The organism is Candidatus Lernaella stagnicola (assembly GCA_030765525.1).
In the GTDB taxonomy this organism is placed as follows: domain Bacteria; phylum Lernaellota; class Lernaellaia; order Lernaellales; family Lernaellaceae; genus Lernaella; species Lernaella stagnicola.
In genome coordinates this window covers 165,012-184,793 of sequence record JAVCCK010000034.1, presented here as the reverse complement: position 1 = coordinate 184,793, position 19,782 = coordinate 165,012, and the positions used below count along the sequence as shown (strand labels likewise).

The window sequence follows — 19,782 nt, the reverse complement described above, 5'->3', positions numbered from 1 at the left end:
ATACCTACAGCATATCAAAAAAAAGGAGCGGCCGAAGCCGCTCCTTTCGAACTCTGTCTTTTACGATTAGGGATTCAGGAACCCGCTGCTGATGAAGCGCAGGTCGCCAAACACGACGGTGATCGCGGCGTTGGCCGGATTCACGAAGTCGTAGATGGTGTTGCCGGAGACAACACCGACTCCCCAACCTTCCTGCTCGATTCCAACCCAGTTGTAGCTGTACATGAACAGCCAGTACCAGTCGTCATCTTCGTAGATCGCGTTCGGCTCATTGTAAGCGCCGCCGTAGATCTGTCCCGTTTCCTCATTCAACAAACCCATGCTGAGCTGAGCCTGTTTGCCGGCTTCCGGCGTGCTGATTTGGAACACGCTGTTCGGGACATGCGGTCCATAGGGCAACGTGAAGTCGTAGTTTTCTTGCGGGAAACCAAGTTCCTCGCCACCCGGTACCAACAACCCCGTGTCGCCACCCGTTTGGGCAAACAACGCGAGTTTGAGCGGACGCCAGTTCGGATCGTTTTGATCGTTGAGCAACAACTGCCGGTATTCGTCATTCGCCAGATATTCGGGCGGAACGACCACGCGAACCGGGAGCGTCAGGTTTTCATGCGTCTGACACAGCCCACGGTTGCCACCGGTTGGCGGCGCACCGAGTACGGACAAGCAATCGTTGATCGTCTGGCAGGCGTTGTCGCCGTCATCCGATTGTTTTACGCATTGCAGGGCCGCAACCCAATATTGGGTGCCGCTGTTGGCTTGGCAATTCGCCACAGCCTCTTCGAGTGAATCGAAACCGCCGAGCGCGCCGCCTTCGTCGTAGAGGACCGAAAGCCAGTGCGAGCAGAGATTTCCACAGCCGGTGTACTTTGGATCGACCGTGTAGAAGGGCGTGAACGGAATGTGAACACGAGTCGTTTCCAGGTCGCCCCGAATGAACGGTTGATTGTCATTCGCAGCGCCGTAGGGAGCCTTCGGATAAATGTTCCAGCCGCGGTCACCATAGAAGGTGAACAAGCCGCTGCCCATCGGTTGGTCGATGTAGAACGCCGAGGACTGAATGTCGTCACTAGGATCGAACTTCGTACCGCGATCATCTTGTGTCGTGGTGACGATCGACTGATTCAACTCGTCGATATCCAGCACATCGAAGTCGTCCAAGCCGCTGAAGCTCCAGAAGTAGGCTTGAATGATCGCAACGTCGAAATCGGTGATTTCGTACAGGAAGCGATAGCCTTCTTCGTCGCCCTTTTGCAGCACGACGGATTCATCGATGAAGCCTTTACCGGCATTGTATTTGTCGATCTTGCGCGCATACGTCTCGTACAGATTGAGGCTGCGCACGCCCGGTTCGACCGGAGCGTTGTCGACGCCCGTCACGCCGGCGGAATTAAAGCTCACCGGGAACGGAACGCCTTCGCGACCGCATTCGTCAACGTTGTCACGCAAGCGGACCGACAGCTTGTATTCACCCGCCGGCAATGGATTGGCGACGGTGAAACCAACTAGCGTGCGATCAGCCAACGTACCGCTCCGAACGTCGATGGGTACCGACAATTTCGGGCGGATACCTTGAACGTTGATCTGCCCGTTGCCGAAGTCCCCTTCCACGTCACGATACCAAATGTAGACCGCTAACTTTTCGCCCTGCTGGACGGTGTAGCCCTGCTCGACTTGGAAGAGCGCGCCATCGCGTTCAACGAAGAGCAAGATGTCAACCGCATCGGGGCCGTAAGTGCTTTCACATCCGTATGCGTCAGAGAAGTTATCGGCCCAACAGGCATCCACGCAAGGCAGATACTTGTCGCAGTTTTGACCGGTCTTACAATCACCGAGGCAGCGAATGTAGCGCTGGCCCGGCGCGGTGTTGGTGTACGGATACAAGTGATCCGCACACTGCTGCACCGACCAATCCATGCGGTCGCAAGTCTCGAGCTTTTCGCAGTGCCTGAACCAATCGTCACAACGTGCGTCCGGTTCGCCGAACGCCGCCGGCAAGAGATCCGGTTCGTCGACATCGTCGTTCGAAATCGGATCCTCGTCGTCGATCGGTGCATTGGCGCCGCCGCCGACGTTGATCACGCCGACATTGAGGAAGCGGAACCGCATCGATTGGCGTGTGCCCGTCAACGGTGCTTCTTCTTCTCGATCGTACAGGCGGTTCCGGTACACGAGAACGTCAGGCCGGTCGATATACTTGGCAGGCCGATAGCCGACGATGCGATCCTGGTTAATCCAGGTCGTCAGGCTGTCGAGCGGAACCTCGTAATCGGTCTGGCCCGGGGTCATCATCACCATCGCCTGAGGGAAAGCGCCGTCGGCAAAGCCGTCCGCGCCGAAACTCAAGCCGACGATACCCGCCGAAGGCCGACGGATTTGATAGAAGTAATCGAAGTCGCCGTCGTGGTCCAAGTCGAACATGAAACCACGACGCCCTGTTGGTTGACCGGCTTCGTCGAACTCGTCAAAAGGGCCGACATCGTCGATCGAGAGCTTTAGCGTGCCGTACCCGCGGGCCGGCAGCTCATCGACTTCTTCATCCTCTTCCAGGATGATACAGCCGCCCAGCAAGAAGCCGGTGAGTAGCAACGCAATCGCGAGGATTGTCGCTGAGCGTTTCATGGGTTGTTTCCTCCGCGTCATCTTATGCGTCCCCTATTAATACCGGTCATCGAAGCCGGTGCCGAGACCAATGTAGTAGCGTAAAGGCTTTTCTTCCCGGCTGGGATCCTGGAAGCCGTGGGCAATCTTGATGAAGCTGTCCCAACCCGAAGCAAACATGAACATCGAGAGGCGTAACTCAATTCCGACGTCGGAAATCAAATCGTCTTCCGGATTGAATTCGCCGTCGTAGTTCTTGTCGAAAATCGTGTTGAGGTTGTACAAGCCTTCACGACTCGTCGGGTGCGACCACAAGTTGCCCACGTTGCCGAAGAGCGACATGTACATCTTGTCAAAGTAGAACGCCCACAATTGAACGTCCATCTCTTTCATCAAGGGGTAGCGATACTCCCATCCCATGACGGCCATGGTTTCGCCGGACAGACTGTACTTCTCATACCCCAGGAACGCCCCGTTGAACGAGAAGGTGCCGGTACCGGTAACCCACATGCCGCCGCCGTTGAAGCGATCGTACATGCCGACACGGCCGTAACTGTTACCCCAACCGTAGCCTTCGGGGATGTCGGAGTGGGTGAACCCGCCCATGAACTTAATGATCAAGGTGTGGCGTTGCCGCTTCCACCGTTCGAAGTTCATGTTGGCCCAATCCCAACCCTTGACGCCGGCCCACGTATCGTTGAGCGGCGCCATATCCCAGAAGGGGAACGGGATGTACTTACGGTACGTAATCAATGTTTGCCAGAAGCTATTGTCCGGCACCAAGTAGTCTTCGTCCGGATTCGCCCGGGCCTCTTCCTCGTCGGTAACTGCCGGATTGCTCCAGATGTCGGATAGATCCGCGCCCATCGGCGCACCGGTGAAGGGTTCCGAGATTTTCGGACTGGCAAACGTGAAGTCCCACTGGAATTTGCTGCCGCCGCGCGGGTTGATGCCGCCGTCGACAGCGCTGCGGTACACGGAGTCGCGCGTCCAATTGAAGTTCAACGAACGCGTCGTGGACTGGCGTGAACGCAGCGACGGCTGCTCAGCGCGCACATCGAAGTACTGGTAGAACAACGTGAGATGGTTATCGCCGAACAGCGTGTAACGCATGCCGATCAAGTAGTACGCAACGTCGAAGCTGATCTTCGCATCGAAGTTGAAGAACTCGAAGTCACTGGCCACGGCCGGGAAGATGCGGTGCAGCGAGCACCAGAGTGTCACCGGCGTCATGTAGTTCTCGTAGAACAACGAGTACCGGCTTTCTTCACCGACGTACCAGAAAGCGAACACCAAGTTCCGTTCCACCGCGTCGACCATAATGAGTTGCGCACCAAGTTGGATGCGGCTGTCCTCGTAGTTCACGATCGGAATCCACACCCACGTGCCGGCATGATCGTGCAAGACCGGGAAAACACCCGCCAAGCCGTCATAGACACTGTAATCCTGCCCGACGATCTCCGGCAGTGGATCGGTGGTGGTAAGGTTCAACTGGACTTCCTCGTCCGTGACGTTGAACTCGAAATCCTCCACCGGGTGCATCAGCCACTCGTCCTTCGTGATTTCGTATGGGCGGAAGCCGTAGCTCGTGAAGTAACTGTAGGTGATGCTCTCGCCGTCGGCGCCGAGCATGGGCCACATCGCGCCCGTTTTCACGTTCGTGATCTGCATCATCGTATGGGTGTTGATGTTGACCGAGTAGACATTGAAGATGCCGTTCCGGTCGCTAACCAACAACACGTTTTCGTTGTCGAGCCACTCCGGGTCGCGGTTGTCGTGCTTGTCGTAGGTGACAGGCTGCAAGTCGGTGCCGTCGGAGTTGATCACCCAGACATCCTGCTGTTTCTTGCGATACATCAGGAAGGTGATCTTGGAGCCGTCCGGGCTCCACGTCGGGAAGCCAAGCTGCGTGTCGTCGTCAAACTCCATGAGCACGTAGTGACCGCTGATTTTCGGATACCGCATCACACACAATTTACGTTTGCCATCTTCATTCGTGATGAAGGCGATTCTGGTGCCGTCCGGGCTCCAGCTTGGCTCCATGGCACGAGCGTTATGCGTGATGCGTTCGGTCTTTTTCGTTTCGATGTTATAGACCTGAAGGTCACTGTAATAATGACCGGTCCACGGGTTGGCTTTATGACCGGCAAACACGATCTGCTTGCCGTCCGGGTGCCAACTGTAGCCGCCGAAGAACGAAGAGGGCCCCTTCTCGGGCTTGAAATCGTTGATCTTGTCAGGATCCGGCTTCAACTTCTTGAAGTAGATCTTGGCGCCGCGACGCTGAGCCAATCCGTGAGAGGACACCAGCGAGAGATATTCGCCATCCGGGCTCTGCTTCACGAAATGGTTCGTGATACCCAGAATCCAGCGATCGTCTTTCGACATCTCGGTTTCCGGCACCGGCGGATCGCTCGGGAAAATCCTCAGAAAACGACCCTTGACCTCTTTATCCTCGGAAACCCCCAACACGGACTCAACCTGCTTGCTGTATTTGTCCGTAATGTAGGCTTTCCACTGATTGTAGAGCTCTTCGCGGCTGACGCCCAACTCTTTGTTGATCATCCGGTTGTACACCGGATAGAAGCCGACGCCGGTCTCATGCCACATCCGGGCCGGGGCATCCAAGCCCCACTGCTCGCCGATGAACGCGTTCATCGAGAAGCCCTGGTTGTATACCATCTCAGCCTGAAGGCTGTTTTTATCGTAGATGATATCCATCTGGTCCATGGTGAGCAGGTTGTCGTCCAACGCCGCCGCGCGAACCAGCATTTCGCGGTTGGTATCGTAAGGGTCGGCGCCGTAGGTCATCGAAGTGAACTGCGCGACACCTTCGACCATCCAGGTCGGCAAGCGTTCAGAACCGTAGAACACGCCGACACCAACGTCGAAGTTGTACTTGCGGCTGCCTTCCATGAAGCCGAACAGCACGCCGTACATGTTTTCACGCATGTTGGCCGCTGCCTTCAAGGTGACAATGTGGCCCAACTCGTGGCTGAACACGTCTGCCACCCAGTCCACCCGGCCGCGGCTGTCGTAATACAGGTGCGAGGCCCAAATGGTGATCCAATTAAAGGAATAGGCCGCAAAGCCGTTCGCGTAGTCTTCGGTGTCGAGGATGACAACGTTGACCTTGTCTTTCAACTCGAAGTTGTAAAGCGTCGCGTTGTGCTCGTAGATATCCTCGGCGACTTTCAGCAACTGGCGAGCCGTGTGTTCGATTTCCGGATACCAGTAAATCGTGAAGTGTTCGGTTTCCGTGTATTTCCAATCAATTTCCGGGTGGTTCACGCCGTCGTCCCATAGCAGGAACGTAGCGTTAGCATCCTGAGGAAGCGCCGCGACCAAGCCGCAGGCGAACACGGTGAGAATGATGGCAACAGTGATTTTGCTCATGATTTCGTTGATTGCGATTCGTGTATTCATTATGCCACCCCCCTACTGCCAACGTTTTTTGAGGCCAAGGGAATAGGTCACGCCTACACCATCATTGCCCTCAATATCGAAGGGTGGAAGATAATACGACCTCGAGAACAGCAGGTAGGAACTTTCACCCTGCATCGGAATATCGGCCGACAAAATCAGGTCGGTGTCCGAAGCCCACGCCAAAACCAATTTCGGCGTAATGCTCGCTTCGAAACCATCGTCCATCAATTTGAATTCGTTGCCGAGATTGTCTTCAACGGTCGATTCAGTGATGCGCATTAGATAATGACCTTCGCAGGCCAGAGTCCAATCGGCGCCCAAGACCAGCCACCGCGGTAGAACCGGTACGGCCGGAATCAAAAACCCGATCTCGCCGTCCACTTTAACCTGGTCGGCTAAGTCGAGTTCGCCGGGAGCGTACTTCGTGTCGGCCGGCAAGCGGTAGTTGTAACCACCGTGCAGTTCGAACGCGAATTGCCACGCCGACTGCTTGACAGCAAAGCCGGAGTAGAAATCCGTCTGTCCCGACGTAATATTACCCCGGATTTCCGTACCACGCCGCGGATTGTCGTTACCCGTGGCGAACTTGGTATTGGTCTCCAGGATGATACTCGTGGTCGGGTCGAGCCGGCGGAACAACGAAAATGCGATCCAAACGTCGATGTCGCCCAAAGACGGCATGTCCATTTCCCACAACTTCCACGGATCGGAGTGATCCAGGAAGTCGACAGTCGCTTCTTCGGCCAAAACACCATAGGTGTTTTTCCTGCCGGGACGATAGTTCTGGTTCCCGTCGAAGATTCGCGTCTTCCGATACGAGAAAGGCCAGTTAATTGATACCGACAACCAGTCGGCCAGGCCGCCTCCAACGTAGAAATTTAATGTCTCTTTCTTCGTCTTGAAGCTACCCGCGACCAGGTTCCCCCCGTCGTCCCAAAAATGGCGCGTGTATTTATACTCGAAGGAGAGACCTAGTTCGACGACACGCTTGTTGTAAACCAGTGGCCGATGGATATAATCCGTCGGGTACTCCCAGCCAGCGTTGAGCGTATGATCAACAGCGGCCTCACCCCACGGATTATCGTCCTCTTCGTCTCCCTCGTCGTCGCCATCTTGGCCCAGGGCTAACCCTGGAACCAACATCGCGGCAACTATGACGAAGCAGCCAAAGATAAGGAACCTTCGCTTCATTATCCCTTTCCTTTCGCGATGGCCTTACGGGCGATTGTCCGGTGACTATTACTTGCTTTGACTTGTCGTGTCAAGCTTTGTTCAAGAATCCGCTCGGTTTCTACAGGCAAATCGGATACCTTTCGTGCGTGAAGCTAATCCGCGGCATTGTTGCGTAAAAAAGCCGCGAATTGCTCGACGTCTTGCTCGGAACCAATGAACAACGGTGTACGGTCATGAAGGGTTTTCGGCACCAAATCGCGTATCTCTTCGCCGTCCTCGCACAGTGCTCGCCCGCCGGCCTGCTCGGCCAGCATCGCCAGCGGCGCGCACTCGTACACGACCCGCAACTTGCCGTGCTTGTTCTTGTCATCACTCGGGTACATGAAAATCCCGCCGTACAATAAAGTCCGATGAAAATCCGCCACCAGCGAGCCGACATAACGCAGGCTGTACGGGCGGTCGGTTTCCGCATCAGACTCTTTTAGATGTTTGACAAACTCCTGGACCGCCGTACACCATTGAGCGGCGTTGCCTTCGTTGACACTATAGATGTTGCCCTTGACCGGTATCTTGATGTTCGGGTGCGAAAGTAAAAACGCGCCGACCGATGGATCGTACGTAAAGCCATGCACGCCGTCGCCGGTGGTGAACACCATCATCGTCGAGGAACCATACAGAATGTATCCTGCCGCCACCTGCTCCCGTCCCGGCCGCACCAAATCTTCGGTCGAACCCGGGCCGTTGGCCGTGCGGCGGCGGAAAATCGAGAAAATCGTCCCGATCGAAATGTTGGCGTCGATGTTCGAGGAACCGTCCAGCGGATCGAAAGCCACGGCGTAATTGCCCCGCTTCTCGCCCTTGGGCAAATGGATCACATCCTGCTCTTCCTCCGAAGCCATGACGCAGGTGTAGCCCGATTCCGATAACACTTTCACGAGAAGATGATGCGAATAGATGTCGAGCTTTTGAACAGGCTCGCCCTGAACATTGACGCGACCGGTCAGCCCCAAGATGTCCACCAATCCGGCCTTGCGCACTTCGCGCTGGATCAACTTGCCGCCAAACGCCAGCGAATTCAGCAAACCCGACAATTCGCCGGTTGCTTCAGGGTGTTTGCGTTGAGTGGTGGAAATATGGCGCTGAATTGTCACCGCCTCGTACAAAACATCACCCCCTGGCCGCAAACGACCTGATGGTCACTTAATAAGTGTTTTTTACATACCGGCAGAACGATGCCCCAGCCAATGCGCCGCGTAACCCGGTGATTATAGCGGCAACCCCTCACCGTTGAAAACCCCCTTTTCAGCCTTTTTCCGGCCCGCGGACGATCCCATAATATGGACTTCATTCAAGTAGTTACGGAACTTGCCCGCCCGAAGCCGTCGCCGCGCGGCACATCGATAACCTCTTCGCCGGGTAACAACGGAACAGAGGGACTTTATGCGTTCTCGCCAAACGCAATCCACAAAGATACGGTGTCCTCGCGAGGCTTGCGTCTATGATCGACGGAATTCTTCAGACGGAACTTTTTTCGCGCTGTTCGTAAGCTTGACGGACAGGCCTAACCGCGCCGTGCGCCCGATGATTTATGTGTCAATTCGTATGTCGCGGTCATTATTTGTGTCGGTGGCGTCATCATTGGCGCCGCTATCGGCGTCGCCCGCGTCACCGTCGGCGTCCTGATCGGCGTCGTTATCGGCGGCGACGTCATCATCGTCATCGTCGCGGAGTCACTCGCGCCCGAAAAAAGTCAGACCGTTCTCGCCCACTGACTCGACGGCGACATCCCCGGAGTCTTCTTCGCGGCCCGTCCCCAATGTGTCAACGAAACACGATATCGATGGGTGATCAGTTGTGTTGACACCGCGACGCCAAGCGGTTTAGCTTTCCCCGTTCAAAAAGAAGGGAGCACCGCCGTCGAATCAAAGGAAACACTACGCTGGGTCAGTCACCCCATTCGAGAAGAGCCGCGGCGCACGTGGATCATCGTGCTTTTCCTCGTGCTGACCGCAGTCGCAGTATGGATTTCGACGCAAAGCGCTTACTGGATGATCCTCGGCACCGTCGTGATTCTCATCACCGTGCGGGAGTGGTTTCTGCCGACCCATTACACGATGGACGACGAAGGCGTCACGCGTCGCTTTCTCTTCGTGACCCGTCGCAAGCCGTGGGATGAAATCCGCCGCGCCTCGCCAGATCGCCGCGGCGTGCTGCTATCGCCCTTCCCCTTCCCTTCGCGCCTGGAAACCTTTCGCGGTATCTACCTTCGGTTTTCAGGCAATCGCGACGAGGTGATGGCGTTTGCGGAAAAGCGGGTACAGGGCACCACGGCAAAAAGCCTGGAGGAACGTTCATGACGAGGCCAAACATGCACTGTACCCTGTACCCTGTACCCGGTACCCTCCGCTCATGAGCTGGCTGAAAAACGCATTCAAAGTCGACAAGGCCGACGCCTTCACCACGACCGAGCACGAGCAGGAGTTGCTCGACAAGGTCGCCGAACGGATCTGCCGCCACGGCATGGCGGTGCCCGGCATTTTGTTTCTGGAAACGTTCCGCCCGCTCAATTTCATCGGCTCCCAGAGCATGGCGTTTTTCGAGCCGATCGTCCGCAGTCTATTTGACTGGGAATCGTACACGGTGTTCTGGAAAATGCTCGAACGGCGCGGTAGTGTAGAGGCCCTGATTCGCGCCATCGAAAAGCACGAAGCCGAGCGTAGCGAGAAAATCGCTGCGCTGAAAAAAGAACAGAAAGAAGCCAAACGCGCTCGCAAAAAGGCGCGCCAACAAGACAAGACGGGAGATAAGAACCGATGAGCATCGACCTCGACAAGATCAACGTGATCCTGGCGACCGATTGCGGCAGCACCACGACCAAGGCGATCCTCATTCAGAAGGTCAACGGCGAGTACCGCCAAACCCAGCGCGGCGAAGCGCCCACCACCGTGGAAGCCCCCTTCGAGGACGTCACGATGGGCGTACTCAACGCGGCCCAGGAAGTCGGCGAGTTAGCCAACCGCAAGCTCGTGGCCGAGGACGGCACGATCATCACCCCCGCCACGGAAACCGAAGGTTGCGACATTTACATCTCAACCTCCAGCGCGGGCGGCGGTTTGCAAATGATGGTCGCCGGCGTGGTGCGCAAGATGACCGGCGAATCGGCCGAACGCGCCGCTTTGGGTGCCGGGTCCATCGTCATGGACGTGATCGCGTCCAACGATAAGCGCCTGCCCCACGAGCAAATCGAGCGCATCCGCCAACTGCGCCCGGACATGATTCTGCTTTCCGGCGGCATTGACGGCGGCACCAAAACCCACGTCGTGGAACTCGCCCAGTTGATCAGCGCCGCCGACCCGCGGCCGCGCTTGGGATCAAGCTACAAGCTGCCGGTCATTTACGCCGGTAACAAACAGGCCACCGAAGAGGTAAAAGCCGAGCTCGACGAGATCACCGATCTCTTCCTGGTCGAAAATATCCGCCCGGTTTTGGAGCGCGAAAACCTCGGACCGGCGCGCGAAAAAATCCACGACCTGTTCATGGAACACGTCATGGCGCAAGCGCCCGGTTACAAAAAGCTGATGGCTTGGACCGACGCGCCGATCATGCCCACGCCCGCCGCAGTGGGCAACATTCTCAAGCGCGTGGCCGAGGAGGAAGGCATCAACGCCGTGGGCGTCGACATCGGCGGGGCCACGACCGACGTGTTTTCGGTTTTCGACGGCGTGTTCAACCGCACGGTTTCGGCCAACCTGGGCATGAGCTATTCGATCAGCAACGTGCTGGCCGAGGCCACGCTGCCGATGGTCATGCGGTGGGTGCCCTTCCACATGGACGAGCGCGACCTACGTAACCGCGTCAAGAACAAGATGATCCGCCCCACGACCATCCCGCAGACCATGGAGGAGCTGATCTTCGAGCAAGCAGTCGCCAAAGAAGCTTTGCGCCTGGCGTTCAATCACCACAAAAGCTTCGCCACCACGCTCAAAGGCGTGCAACAGCAGCGCACCATCGGCGACACCTTCAGCCAATCCGGCAGCGGCGAGACCATCGTCGATATGATGAAACTCGACCTGCTGGTCGCCTCCGGCGGCGTGCTCTCCCACGCGCCCCGCATGCATCAAACCGCGATGATGCTTATCGACGCCTTCGCGCCCGAGGGCATTACGCGTCTGGCCAAGGACTCCATCTTCATGATGCCGCACCTGGGCGTGCTGGCCGAGGTTCACCCCACGGCCGCCACCGAAGTTTTCAAGAAGGATTGCCTCGTCTATTTGGGCACGGTGGTCGCCCCGCGCGGCCAAGGCAAAGAGGGCAAGGATTGTTTCAGCTACGAGATCGAAATGCCGGGCGGCGAAACTCTCACCGGCACGATGAAATTCGGTGAAGTAAAACTGATTGAATTTCCCGACGGCGAAACGGCCAAGCTGAGCGCCGACCCCGCGCGCGGCTTCGACCTGGGACGCGGTAGCGGCGCGGCCATCGAGGGCACGGTCTGGGGCGGCGAAGTCGGCCTCATACTCGATGCCCGCGGACGCGAGCTGACCATCAGCGAAGACACCGGCAAACGCGTCAACGCCCTGAAAACCTGGTTGAACGAGTGGCAGGTTTACCCTGGCGCCAACCTGGATGACTAGGAGAAACCCATGGCACACACTTACACCCCCGGTCTGAAGGTTTCCGAGAAATACTTGGTTCGCAAACGCCGCATCCTGCCCCTCAAGGGCGAAGTGCTGGTCGAGCAAGGGCAGATTGTCGCCCCAGACGACGTGGTGGCCCGCACCGAACTGCCCGGCGATGCCGAACTGATCAACGTGGCCAACATGCTCAACGTCGAAGCCGACGAGTTGCCGGAAAAAATGATCAAAAAGGAAGGGGACTCCGTCGAGGAAGGCGAACTGATCGCCACCAGCAAGAGTTTCTTCGGCCTGTTCAAAAGCCACGCGCGCTCCAAGATGTCCGGCACGATCGAAAAGATCAACACGGTCACCGGCCAAGTTCTGCTGCGCGGCCCGTCGATCCCGGTCGAAGTGCTCGCCTACACCTCGGGCAAAGTCGTCGAGGTCGTCGAGCAAGAAGGCTGCGTCGTGGAAACCTGGGCGACCTTCGTGCAGGGCATCTTCGGCATCGGCGGCGAAACCCACGGCGAACTCGCCCTGGCCTGCCAGTCGCCCTCCCAGCAACTCACGCCAAAACTGATCACCGAGGAAATGGCCGGCAAGGTCATCATCGGCGGCAACCGCGTCACGGCCGAAGCGCTCAAGCGCGCCATCGATATCGGCGTGCGCGGCGTGGTGGCGGGCGGCTTCGACGACCAAGACCTGCGCGACTTCCTCGGCTACGACTTGGGCGTGGCGATCACCGGCTCCGAGAAGCTCGGCGTCACGCTGATCGTCACCGAGGGTTTCGGCGATATCGACATGGCCGGCAAAACCTACGAACTGCTGGCCTCCAAAGTGGGCCGCCTGGCTTGCATCAACGGTGCCACGCAGATTCGCGCCGGCGTCATTCGCCCCGAACTCATCCTGCCCATGGACCGCGTGCCCACGGCGGAGGAAGAAGCGGCGGCCGCTCAAAAGGAAATCGGCGGTCTGGTGGCCGGCAGCCTGATTCGCATCATTCGCGCCCCCTACTTCGGGCGGATCGGCACGGTCTCGGCCCTGCCCTCGGGACCGCACGTGTTGGAATCGGGTTCGAAAGCGCGGGTTCTCGAAGTTGACTTCGACGGCGAGAAAGCCATCGTCCCCCGCGCCAATGTGGAACTGATTGAAAGTTGAATCGTACCGACCGGAGGAGATTACGAACTGCGAATCGTGAAACCGGCTTTGCGTAATTCTCTCTCAAGATCAATCGCTTTTTCGCTTATGTTATTCTTGATCTTGATGTGAACCAAACCGAGAAGATCGGAAGGTATTTCCACTGGCCCTTTCAAGACACTGCACACATTTTCACGTTTGAGACGGGCTATAAAATACCCCCATTCAAAGACCACGTTCTGCCGAGCCCGGTATGTTTTTTTGGTTTCGTGTCCGGGAGGAACCCCTTGGTCCGAATTGAAGACTTCATCGTCGGGCGTGAGTAAAATGATCGCATAGTCTACGTCGCCGTGCGTCTCAATTTTCTCGATTACAGTGTTCCCGCCGCTAGCTCTCTTGTGAAGTACCACCGGGTCCAAACCGAACTCGTGTAGTAATAATTCAACGTCTTTACGTAATCCTTCGTCATGTCCATGAACGACGAAAACTTTAGATGAACTTCGTTTCGGGCTAGGTTGGACTTTTTTTTCTGGGATTGCACGCGGCGCCACTTGGCCTTTTCGTTCTGGAGTTGAGCTCGGCACGACTTGGAACTGCGCTCGAAAACTGTCGTAGTCCATTTGGGCGATTCTATCTCGTAGTGGTACAATCGTCTTGAGAACATCGAGAACGTCAACGGTCGGAGGCTCTGGTATCGCAATTCCGTATTTTTTTTTGCGATCGTAGTATTCTTCTAAAAGGCCGAGCAGGCTTAACAATTGCTCACGCGTTTCGAAATCTTTTCTTTCCAAAAGATGACGGATTTTACTAATTTGTGGACGGATTGTCGCAAAGAGTTTCCAATCCGTCTCACAAACCGAAGTGAGCGAATTCATTCGCTCACTTAACATCTCGTGCAAATTCATATGGCCCTCATTATCAATACAACAGATGCTTATAACGCAATCACCCTTCCTATTCAATTTATTTTCAAGTAAGAATGCGTTACTAAACGCAAACGCTTATTTTGCGCATTCCTTACCAAAGGAGCAGGGAAAGCGTCGAAACGATTTATAAATAAAGAAAGGAAGCAACCATGAGTGTAAAAATCGGCGTTATCGGCGGCAGCGGCCTGTACGACCTGGAAGGCATCGAGAACAAGGGCGAAGTGAAAGTCGAAACGCCCTACGGCGATCCTTCCGACACCTTCTTCACCGGCACCTTGGACGGCACCGATGTCGTCTTTGTGCCGCGGCACGCCCGCAGCCACATCTACCTGCCCACCGAAGTGCCCTACAAGGCCAACATCTGGGCGCTGAAAAAGCTGGGCGTAACGCACATCGTGACCGTCACGGCCACCGGCAGCCTGCAGGAGCAGTTCAAGCCCGGCGACATCTGCGTCATCGACCAGATGTTCGACCGCACCCGCCACCGGGCCGATACTTTCTTCGGCGAGGGCATCGTGGCGCACGTGGCGTTTGCCGACCCCATTGCGTCGGACCTGGCCAAGCTGCTCTACGACACCGGCGTGGAACTGGGCTACGACATGCACCCGAGCGGCACCTACGTGAACATGGAAGGCCCGCAGTTTTCCACTCGCGCCGAGAGCGAGTTCTACCGGGCGCAGGGCTTCCATGTCATCGGCATGACCAATTACACCGAGGCCCGGCTGGCCCGCGAGGCGGAGATTCCCTACGCGACGCTGGCGCTGGTCACCGACTACGACTGCTGGAAGAGCCACGACGAATCGGTCGACGCCACCGCGGTGCTGGAAGTGATGAAGGACAACATCCAGAAGGCGAAGGATATCCTGCGCCACGTCATCCCGACGATCACGATGGATTACGACACCGACATCCAGAACGCGCTGGCCGTGGCGATCGTCACCGATTTCGCCAACGTGCCCGAGCAGACGAAGCAGAACCTCGCGCCGATCATCGGCCGCTATTTGAAGTAAGAGAGTAGGAAAGCGAACGGCCGCGCCTTTAACGGGCGCGGCTTTTTTATTTTACGCCCCGCTTATACACCAGCATCACCGCCGCAAGCAGCACATAGCCGGCCACCGCCTGCCACATGATGTTTGTGTAGCCCCAGTTGATGATCATCGTCATCGCGTAGGTCGCCCCGGCCACCGACGAGAGCGTGCTGAGCGCATACGTTACGGGCACGGCGTCGGCGCGGTCGTGTCGATGCAGCCACGTCACCACGTAGGGGTAGAAGAAGCCGAGCACGACGCCGGTCGGCGAAACCACCGCCACCGCCAGCAGCAGCTTCAGCGGCAGGGGCATGTCCAGGCGCGAGACGATCAACGCCTTGAGAAGGAAGATCGTCGCCGACACCACGACGGCCGCGACCAGCGGCACGAAGGTCATCGGCAGCCGCCGCTGATAGCGGTTGTAAAGCAGGCTGCCGATCGCGTTGGTCAAAAGGAAAATCGTCAAGAGCAACGCCATGCTGTACAGCGGGTTTTCCAGGAACAGTTCCAGCCGCGCCATGTAGGCGATCTCGACGAGCATGTAGCAGAAGCCCGTAACGATCAGGTAGATCATCATGCCCGAAGGCGGCATGTTCACCCGCTTGATGTACAAGGCGCCGATGATGCCCAGTACGAGAACGCCAAGCAGCAACATCGTTGTGATTTTGATCCAACTGCCGTAGTAGCGGTGGTTGGCCAGTTCCCGCTTAGAGGCGAAGAGTTGGTAGTTTTCGAAATCGATCGGTCGGATGAACGGGCGGTCGTCGGTAACCAAGCGCTGCAGCGGCGATACTCGTTCTTTCAGCACTCTGGTGTGAAGTTCTTTGTTGCCATCCCACCCCGGCGCAAAGTTCAGCTCCTTCGCGTACAACTCGGCGAACTTGGCGACCTCCGAGCGGTGAAAGGGACGTTTGGAGAAGTACAGGTGGGTGCAGGAGTCCAAGCCGTGTCCGCTGATGACGACGTGTCGGTCAAGCCGTTCAAGTTTTCGCTCGGCAAAAATGGCCTTGAGCGCCTCGATCCTGTGGTACGCCGGCTGGCAGCTAAACATCAGCAAGCCGCCCGGCGCGAGGTGATCGATGTAACTTTCCAACGCCTCTTTCGTGTCCAGGTACTTCCGGCTGTGCCCGGTTTTGTATTTGGTGGTAGCCGCATCGGACGCCGCAAAGATGACGTCGTAGATTCGGTCGTCGTTATCCAGGAACGCCCGCCCCTCGGCGGCGTGCATCTCCACATGCGGCAGATCGTAGAAATCCTGCATGCGGTAGTGCGCGATTTCTTTGGTCTGGGTCGCCAGTTCCATCACCAACGGATTGATTTCGACCCCGACGAGATATTCCCGCCCGCCGCCCAAGGCGTCGAATTCGATCATCTGCTTGCCGCTGCCGGCGAACATGACCATGACCCGGTCGACGGGCCGTCCCAACAGGAAGGGAACGCGACGGCGTGCCCGCGGGGGAATCGCCTCCGGCAGGCCGTCCAGCGAGCCGTACGCGCCGACCCACACGTTGCTCTCGGCGTTGTTGTGCACGATCTTGTAGGTTGGGTTCTGTTCTTCCTGGCGCGGCGTAATGCGCAGCAGCGACACGCGGGAGTACTCGTTCCAGCCGTGGGCGATCTCGGTGATCGCGCCGAATTGGGCGTGCTTCTGAATTTTGCTGAAATCGTACCGGCCTTCCAAGAACACCAATACCGGCAGCATCACAAACGAGAGAGCCACGAACGGGATGATCAACTTCAGCCGTGCTCGCCCGAGGGAGATCGCCGCGACCGCCGTCATGGCCAGCAGGCAAATGAAAATGATGTACGGCAAATCGATGAAGTGAAAAAGCACCGGCGTGGCGAAACAGCCCAGCGACGCGCCGATCAAATCCATTCCGTACAAGCGTCCGATGGCATGCCGAAAACGCGCGTAGAGGGCCGTGAGGATTTTCCCGGCAAAGTAGAAGGGCGGCAAAAAGACGAGGACAAAGGCCGCGGTTTTGCCGATCAGCAGCGGGCTGGATGGGTCGTGTACGTGCGTGATCGGAAAGAGCTGGCTGAACAGCAGGAAACTGATCGCGTAGGTGAAGAAGGAAGCCATCGTCATCCACACGAGATTGCTCGGGATGTCGAGTTCGTCGACCGACTTCTTGCTTAAGTGAACGCGCAGGCTACCGACGGCCAATCCAAACAACGTCAGGGGGATGGCGATGAAACTGTTCGCCCCGTTGAGGTAGAACACCGACATGCGCGAGAGGATCAACTCGAACATCAGCGTGCAGAACGCCAACACGAACACGATCATCATCGTGCGCTTGCTGAGTTTCGGCCCCGTGACGTCGCTCATGCAGATTCCTTCGTCCGACACCGGCGCGGCGAATGGCGACGGCGTTTCCCGCTTGTAACGACCTTGTTGCGGTTTGCCAAGCCCCGGTTAGCGACGCACGCGGTGGTACACGAACATAAACGCGGTCAGCACCGCGTAGCCGACGGCCGCCTGGTAAATCATGTTGTTGTATCCCCAGTTGATAATCATCGTCATCGTGTAGGTGGCCCCGGCAACTGACGACAGCGTGCTGATTCCGTAGGTGATCGGCACGGTCTTTTCGCGGCCGTTTTCGTGCAGCCACGTCACGACGAAGGGATAAAAGAGGCCGAGGCACACGCCGGTCGGCGCGACGATGATGATGGTCATCAAGATTTTCAACGGCAGCGGCAGCCCGAGACGGAAGGCGGTCATCAGGTGTATCAAGTACAGCGACACCAGGACCGTCGCCCCGACCACAAGGGGTATCCAAGTCATGTTGAGCCGGGCTTGGAAGCGTTTGTAGAGCATGCTGCCCACGGCGTTGGTCAGGAGGAAAATCGACAGCAGCAGCGACATGCTGTACAGCGGGTTTTCGAGGAACAGTTCCAACTTTCCGATGTAAGTAATTTCCACGAGCATGTAGCAGAAGCCGGTGATCAGCAGGTAGATCACCATGCCCGCCGGAGGCATTTCCGCGCGCAGGACGTACAGCAGCGCGAGTATCACCGCCAGCCCAAGCAGCACGGCGAACATCGTCGTGATCTTGATCCAACTGCGGTAGAACTTGAGCCTCTTCAAACTTTTCATGCCCGGGAACGGCGACCATTTCGCGAAGTCCAACGTACGCAGGAAGGGTCGATTGTCGGTGACCAGCATCAGCGACGGAGTCTCCGGCCGTGTAACAACTTCCAGCACTTCCCGGTTGTTGCGCGGACGGTAGGGGGCGTACAAAACGCGCTGCTTGCCATCGGTGTAGGTTTCACGAATCCTCTTAACATCCTCCGGCTTGAAAGGCGTCGTCGAATAGGCCAGCACATCGCAGTGATCCGTGTACCCGCGGCGCGTCATGACCACCACGTGTTTCTTGAAATCCTTCCAACCGCGACGCCGGTAAATCTCCTTCAACGATTCGATCTTATGGAACGAAGGCTGGCAGTCGAAGATGAGCAGCGCCTCGTCCTTCAAGTGATCCAAGTAGCCCTCGAACGCCTCCACGGTATCCAAGTACTTACGACTGTGGCCGGTTTTGTATTTGAACGTCGCGGCATTCGAGCCGGCGTAGATGACGTCGTAGCTTGTCTTGTCGTTGTCGAGAAAACTCCGCCCTTCCTCAATGTGCAGGCGGATGTTCGGCTTGGCGAAAAATTCCCGCAGGTTCATTCTCTCGAGTTCGGGCGTCTCCAGCGCGAAGTCCCGCACGAGTGGATTAATCTCGATGCCGACGATGCGCTTCGCCCCGCCGCCGGCATCATCAAATTGCACCATCTGCTTGCCGCAACCGGCGAACATGACCATGATCTCGTCGGTCCGGCGATTCAGCAGAAACGGCAGGTTCAGGTAGGAACGTCGATCCGCCGCCCGTTCGCGATCCGGCCGAAAGGCCCGCACGCCGACATTACTCTCGGCGTTGTCGTGAATGATGCGGAACCACCCGTCCTTCTTCTCGCGGCCCCTGATCCGCAGTAGTGACACACGGGAAAATTCGTTCCACTTGTGCGCCAGCTCCGTGACTTCCTGGCTTTTCTGCGATGCCACCGTCTGGTGCATGTCGTACTGACCTTCCAAATACACCAGCGCCGGCAGCAACAACAACGAGAGCACCGCGAACGGCACCGCCCGCGTCAAACGCGAACGCCCCAGCGATAACGCCGTCACCGCGACCATCGCCATCAGGCAAATGAAAATCAGATACGGCAGGTCGACAAAATGGAACAGGATCGGCGTCAAAAAACAGCCCAGCGCCGCCCCGGCCAGGTCGAACCCGTACAAACGACCGATCATGGCGCGGTAGTTCGAATACAGGGTCGTGAGGATCTTGCCGATAAAGTAAAACGGCGGCAGAAAAATCAGCACAAACGCCAGGGTCTTGAACAAGGTCGCCCGCGCCGCGGGGATGGTGCGCAAGTCGATAGTGAAATGCTGGCTGAACACCCAGAACACAATCGCGAAAGCCAGAAACGATGTCGCCGTCAGCCACAGGAGGTTGCGCGTGATGTCGACCTCTTCCACCGCCTTCTTGCTTAAGTGGACGCGCAGGCTGCCGATCGCCAGCCCGAACAGCGTCAGCGGAATGGCCAAGAAGCTGTTGGCGTAGTTCAAATAGAAGACCGACATGCGCGAGATAATCAGTTCGAACATCAAGGCGCACGCGGCCAGTACGAAAACAATCAATACGACTGATCGCGCCGAAGGCCCCTGCGGCCCCGGACGGGCGGCATTTGTTTCAGCCATCGAAATCCACCAAAATGTTAGAAGTTAAATACTCTGGTGTTTTATAATCAAATGTCGGCCCCCTGCCAAGCGGCTCGTTATCTCGCCTTGCCCGCTTTTCCCTAAGCTCATAAGCCTTTATATTGACACCATCATGG

12 protein-coding genes are annotated in these 19,782 nt (G+C 57.1%); 5 read left to right on the top strand and 7 right to left on the bottom strand.

Going from position 1 to position 19,782, the window contains the following annotated elements; all coding sequences use genetic code 11:
• Positions 1–66 precede the first annotated feature (66 nt).
• The 4 genes from P9L99_15540 to fbp all read right to left on the bottom strand — a co-directional run bounded on the left by P9L99_15540 (position 67) and on the right by fbp (position 8,360).
• Positions 67–2,619, bottom strand: a complete 2,553-nt coding sequence (locus P9L99_15540) for a hypothetical protein (protein ID MDP8224772.1) — start codon at positions 2,617–2,619, stop codon at positions 67–69.
• A 36-nt stretch (positions 2,620–2,655) separates the two neighbouring features.
• Complete coding sequence (locus P9L99_15535; GenBank protein ID MDP8224771.1) at positions 2,656–6,024, bottom strand: DPP IV N-terminal domain-containing protein; 3,369 nt, start codon at positions 6,022–6,024, stop codon at positions 2,656–2,658.
• A 12-nt stretch (positions 6,025–6,036) separates the two neighbouring features.
• Entirely contained in the window at positions 6,037–7,215 is a 1,179-nt protein-coding gene (locus P9L99_15530; GenBank protein ID MDP8224770.1) for a hypothetical protein, read from the bottom strand.
• A gap of 134 nt (positions 7,216–7,349) precedes the next feature.
• Positions 7,350–8,360 (bottom strand): class 1 fructose-bisphosphatase, encoded by a 1,011-nt coding sequence (fbp, locus tag P9L99_15525; GenBank protein ID MDP8224769.1) that lies wholly within the window; start codon positions 8,358–8,360, stop codon positions 7,350–7,352.
• Between the two features lie 681 nt (positions 8,361–9,041).
• Here fbp and P9L99_15520 point away from each other — a divergent pair.
• The 4 genes from P9L99_15520 to P9L99_15505 are packed head-to-tail and all read left to right on the top strand — an operon-like array spanning position 9,042 to position 12,971.
• The gene (locus P9L99_15520; protein MDP8224768.1) at positions 9,042–9,554 is read left to right on the top strand and encodes a hypothetical protein; all 513 of its coding nucleotides are present in this window, start codon (positions 9,042–9,044) and stop codon (positions 9,552–9,554) included.
• A gap of 52 nt (positions 9,555–9,606) precedes the next feature.
• Positions 9,607–10,014, top strand: coding sequence for a hypothetical protein (locus P9L99_15515; GenBank protein MDP8224767.1), 408 nt, complete (start codon positions 9,607–9,609; stop codon positions 10,012–10,014).
• A complete protein-coding gene (locus tag P9L99_15510) occupies positions 10,011–11,831 on the top strand; it encodes a glutamate mutase L (GenBank protein ID MDP8224766.1) in 1,821 nt (606 codons plus the stop codon). The genes P9L99_15515 and P9L99_15510 overlap by 4 nt, the downstream gene beginning before the upstream one ends.
• 9 nt (positions 11,832–11,840) lie before the next feature.
• Complete coding sequence (locus P9L99_15505) at positions 11,841–12,971, top strand: hypothetical protein (GenBank protein ID MDP8224765.1); 1,131 nt, start codon at positions 11,841–11,843, stop codon at positions 12,969–12,971.
• Positions 12,972–12,991: 20 nt separating this feature from the next.
• Here P9L99_15505 and P9L99_15500 read toward each other — a convergent pair whose 3' ends face one another.
• Positions 12,992–13,855, bottom strand: coding sequence for a nucleotide-binding protein (locus P9L99_15500; GenBank protein MDP8224764.1), 864 nt, complete (start codon positions 13,853–13,855; stop codon positions 12,992–12,994).
• 170 nt (positions 13,856–14,025) lie between these two features.
• Here P9L99_15500 and mtnP point away from each other — a divergent pair, with 170 nt between their 5' ends.
• A complete protein-coding gene (gene mtnP / locus P9L99_15495) occupies positions 14,026–14,886 on the top strand; it encodes an S-methyl-5'-thioadenosine phosphorylase (protein ID MDP8224763.1) in 861 nt (286 codons plus the stop codon).
• A gap of 46 nt (positions 14,887–14,932) precedes the next feature.
• Here the strand turns inward: mtnP and P9L99_15490 are convergent, their stop codons facing one another.
• Together P9L99_15490 and P9L99_15485 are read right to left on the bottom strand one after the other, a co-directional pair.
• The gene (locus P9L99_15490) at positions 14,933–17,233 is read right to left on the bottom strand and encodes a hypothetical protein (protein ID MDP8224762.1); all 2,301 of its coding nucleotides are present in this window, start codon (positions 17,231–17,233) and stop codon (positions 14,933–14,935) included.
• Positions 17,234–17,320: 87 nt separating this feature from the next.
• Positions 17,321–19,645 carry a hypothetical protein gene (locus P9L99_15485; GenBank protein ID MDP8224761.1) on the bottom strand — a complete coding sequence of 775 codons (2,325 nt, stop codon included), beginning with the start codon at positions 19,643–19,645 and terminating at the stop codon, positions 17,321–17,323.
• Positions 19,646–19,782 lie beyond the last annotated feature (137 nt).

Excerpts from the sequence above, each read along its gene's own strand:
- P9L99_15540 (MDP8224772.1), bottom strand. The coding sequence starts at position 2,619 with ATGAAACGCTCAGCGACAATCCTCGCGATTGCGTTGCTACTCACCGGC.
- P9L99_15535 (MDP8224771.1), bottom strand. The coding sequence starts at position 6,024 with ATGAATACACGAATCGCAATCAACGAAATCATGAGCAAAATCACTGTT.
- P9L99_15530 (MDP8224770.1), bottom strand. The coding sequence starts at position 7,215 with ATGAAGCGAAGGTTCCTTATCTTTGGCTGCTTCGTCATAGTTGCCGCG.
- P9L99_15515 (MDP8224767.1), top strand. The coding sequence starts at position 9,607 with ATGAGCTGGCTGAAAAACGCATTCAAAGTCGACAAGGCCGACGCCTTC.
- P9L99_15510 (MDP8224766.1), top strand. The coding sequence starts at position 10,011 with ATGAGCATCGACCTCGACAAGATCAACGTGATCCTGGCGACCGATTGC.
- P9L99_15505 (MDP8224765.1), top strand. The coding sequence starts at position 11,841 with ATGGCACACACTTACACCCCCGGTCTGAAGGTTTCCGAGAAATACTTG.
- P9L99_15500 (MDP8224764.1), bottom strand. The coding sequence starts at position 13,855 with ATGAATTTGCACGAGATGTTAAGTGAGCGAATGAATTCGCTCACTTCG.
- mtnP (MDP8224763.1), top strand. The coding sequence starts at position 14,026 with ATGAGTGTAAAAATCGGCGTTATCGGCGGCAGCGGCCTGTACGACCTG.
- P9L99_15490 (MDP8224762.1), bottom strand. The coding sequence starts at position 17,233 with ATGAGCGACGTCACGGGGCCGAAACTCAGCAAGCGCACGATGATGATC.
- P9L99_15485 (MDP8224761.1), bottom strand. The coding sequence starts at position 19,645 with ATGGCTGAAACAAATGCCGCCCGTCCGGGGCCGCAGGGGCCTTCGGCG.